Below are 3,483 nucleotides of genomic sequence, written 5' to 3' on the forward strand. Positions count from 1 at the left end.
CCCCGCCGCCCTTTTGCTGTCCGTGGCCGGTCGGCCTCGTTTCTCTGTTCTGCGGCGGCCGGTGGGGTGCAGACGCGATCGTTCAGGTTTCCTTGTCAGCGGACCTGTTCGCCCTTCGGCCCGATGTCTTTGATCCTGGTCGGAGTTCCGTCCGGGGCGAACGAGTGGCGGAAGGTGAAGCCGTGCGGCGCGGAGCCGTGGTCGTGGAGGTGCTCCAGCCTGGAAACCCCGTCCTGCCAGGTGGGTATCACGTCGTCGGAGACCCACCAGAAGACGTAATTCGGGTGTGCTGCCCTCTCGAACCAGTCGTAACGCCTGTTGAGTGCCTCACGGTGCAGACCGTTGTAGATGGCGTCGAAGGCGGGGCGGAGGTCGGTCCAGAGTGAGAGGGTCGCGGCCAGGGCGATGGTTTCCGCGGTGCGGCCCTTGCCGTACCAGGTCGGTACGGCGAACTCGCCCCATGCGCCCCAGTCCAGGTCGAAGTGTGTGCCCCGGCCGCCGTCTGCCGGTTCGGCATGAGCGAGGTATCCGGGGTGCTGGGCGATCTTCCGGTAGATGGCCTCACCGCTGTCGTGGAGCTCCCGTGTGAGACGTGCGGGATCGGCGAGAGGCGACTTCAGGACGCCGAATGTGTACAGAGCAAGATGGGGCATGTGTTTCTCCCTGGCTGAGGGTGCCTCATGTGGAAAGCCCTTGATGGTCTGGCTGCCTGGGCGTGGGCTCGGTTCGGTGGCTTGAAGGAACCCCGAGCGACCGTGCGATCGCCGAAGACCAGGTGAAGATAGCCACCCCTGCGGGCCCTGTCGAAGTTGCGTTTTCCCTGCCCAAGTGCCCTCTTGCCGTGGTTTTTTCGGGAGCTGGGGCGGTGTGGCGCTGCCTGCTGTAGTAGCCGTGCTCGGCGCCGAGTGTCAGGCCGCCGGAGACCTTCTGCTGGATCTTCGCTGTCCGGATGGCCTGTTCGCTGGTGTTGTTGCCGAACGGCACCCGCAGGTTCGCGGCCTTGGACCTTTTCCGGCACGGCTCGCCGAGGGCACGGGACAACCGCGCTCTTCAGCCGCGGCCCGCCCGACGAAGTCCGGTGCGGTTCGGCAGCGCCCCGAAGGGGCGCGGGGAACTGCGCGACCAGCCACGACGCACCCGCAGTTGACGTACCGGTTTCCAGCGGAGCGCTTAGGCAAGCCAACGGGCACTGTGCCGGTGGCGCCCGGGTTCGATCTCGAAGTCCAGCGCCAGCCCCGTTCGAAGCAGACCCAGCCGGCGTCGTGTCATTTGGCGAGCGCGCCGCTCCTCGATGTAGGCGTCCGCGGCCACGCTCCTTCCTCGCGTATTACTGCGGGCGAAGTAGTACACGGCGACAGACCGCCGTACCTCCTGTGGCACCGGGCGCCGCCCCTCCAGCGCGGCTGAGCGCAGGCGCTCGGAACTGTAGCGAAGATCGCGTACCAGGACGGCCCTCCACGGGCTCCAGGGACGCGAAGCTGCCTGCCCAGTGCGGGTAGCGTTGTGGCGCATGTGGTGGGCACTTCTAGCCATGGCTTCGCTTCTACCGCGGGAACCCGCCGCGCAGCCAGCGGTTTTCCTCGGCTGATGCTGTCCGGCTGGCCCCACCGGAGCCGCAGGTACGAAGCATCCCCGTTGGCGATGCAGACGAAAGCGGGGTGACCCTCAGGGCCACCCCGCTTTCGTGTGCGGGTCAGAGACCGGCCGCGTGGGCCAGGTCGAGCTTCAGGGAGGAGAGGACGTCCGCCGCCTTGAGGCGGGCGTCGGCGAGGGCTGCCGCCGAGGCGACCGGGATCACTACCTCCAGGTAGCACTTGATCTTCGGCTCCGTGCCCGACGGGCGGACGATGACGCGGGCGCCCGAGACCGCGCCGGAGGCGTCGCCGGAGAGGTGGTAGCGGAGGCCGTCGGTCGGGGGGAGGGCGGCGGAGCCCTGGGACAGGTCCTCGGCGGAGGTCACCTGGAGCCCGGCGAGCACGGTGGGCGGCTGCTCGCGCAGGCGGCGCATCGCGTCGGAGATCAGGGACAGGTCCTCGACGCGCACCGAGAGCTGGTCCGTGGCGTGCAGGCCGTGCTCGACCGCGAGGTCGTCCAGCAGGTCCGTGAGCGTACGGCCCGTCTCCTTGAGCTCGGCGGCCAGTTCGGCGACGAGCAGGGCGGCGGTGATGCCGTCCTTGTCGCGTACGCCCTCGGGGTCGACGCAGTAGCCGAGCGCCTCCTCGTAGGCGTAGCGCAGGCCGTCCACGCGGGCCAGCCACTTGAAGCCGGTGAGGGTCTCCTCGTAACCGGCGCCCGGCGCGGCGGCCGCGATACGGGAGAGCAGGGAGGAGGAGACGATCGTCGTGGTGAACGTGCCCTGGGCCTTCTTGTGCACCAGGTGCGTGGCCAGCAGCGCGCCGACCTCGTCACCGCGGAGCATGCGCCAGCCCGCGTCGGCCTCGGCGTCCGGCACGGCGACGGCACAGCGGTCGGCGTCGGGGTCGTTGGCGATGATGATGTCCGGCTGGACACGGCGGGCCGTCGCGAACGCCAGGTCCATCGCCCCCGGCTCCTCCGGGTTCGGGAAGGCGACGGTGGGGAAGTCCGGGTCGGGCTCGGCCTGCTCGGCGACGACGGTCGGCGCGGGGAAGCCCGCCCGCTCGAAGGCGGCGGTGAGGACGGTGCGGCCGACGCCGTGCATGGGGGTGTAGACGACGTCGATGTCCCGGGCGGAACCGTTGGTGAGGACCGCGTCCGTACGCTCCAGGTAGGCGTCCAGGACCGTCTCGCGGAGGATCTCCCAGCCGTCGGCCGGGCGGGGCACGTCGGCGAGGTTCTCGATGGCGGCGATCTCGGCGGCGATCCCGGCGTCGGCCGGGGGCACGATCTGGGAGCCGTCACCCAGGTAGACCTTGTAGCCGTTGTCGCGCGGCGGGTTGTGGCTGGCGGTCACCTCGACGCCCGCGACCGCGCCGAGGTGGCGGATCGCGAAGGCGAGCACGGGGGTGGGCAGCGGGCGCGGGAGCAGCGCGGCCTTCAGGCCCGCGCCGACCATCACGGCGGCGGTGTCCAGGGCGAAGTCGGCGCTCTTGTAGCGGGCGTCGTAGCCGATGACGACGGTGCCGCCGGTGTGGCCCTGCTTCTTGAGGTACGCCGCGAGACCGGCGGCCGCGCGGATCACGACGGCGCGGTTCATGCGCATGGGACCGGCACCGAGCTCACCGCGGAGACCTGCGGTGCCGAACTGGAGGGTGCCGCTGAAACGGACGCTCAGCTCTGCGGTGTCCCCGGCGTCGATGAGCCCGGCGAGCTCTTCGCGGGTGTCGGGGTCGGGGTCCTCGGCCAGCCACGCCTGGGCTTGCGCAATGAGGTCTCGCTCCACGGGTTCTCCTCCGGAGGGGTTGAGTTGTCTGGGTGCGGGGCGCTGCGCTTGCCGGGCGGGCCCGTGACCCGGTGTTGCATCGTTGCCCTTGGGGTGGGGCGGTGAATCTCACCCTCATACTC

At 70.1% G+C, this 3,483-nt stretch carries 2 protein-coding genes; both read right to left on the reverse strand.

Going from position 1 to position 3,483, the window contains the following annotated elements; genetic code table 11:
* Positions 1–95: 95 nt before the first annotated feature.
* On the reverse strand, positions 96–653 hold the full coding sequence (locus K6I34_RS33870) for a DUF3291 domain-containing protein (protein ID WP_229331875.1): 558 nt from the start codon (positions 651–653) through the stop codon (positions 96–98).
* A 1,040-nt stretch (positions 654–1,693) separates the two neighbouring features.
* Complete coding sequence (locus tag K6I34_RS33875) at positions 1,694–3,361, reverse strand: phospho-sugar mutase (RefSeq protein ID WP_229331876.1); 1,668 nt, start codon at positions 3,359–3,361, stop codon at positions 1,694–1,696.
* Between the last annotated feature and the right edge of the window lie 122 nt (positions 3,362–3,483).

The sequence above is a fragment of the Streptomyces sp. UNOC14_S4 genome (assembly GCF_020740835.1).
Classification (GTDB): domain Bacteria; phylum Actinomycetota; class Actinomycetes; order Streptomycetales; family Streptomycetaceae; genus Streptomyces.

Coding starts and splice junctions, on each gene's coding strand:
- K6I34_RS33870 (WP_229331875.1), bottom strand. CDS start 653: ATGCCCCATCTTGCTCTGTACACATTCGGCGTCCTGAAGTCGCCTCTC.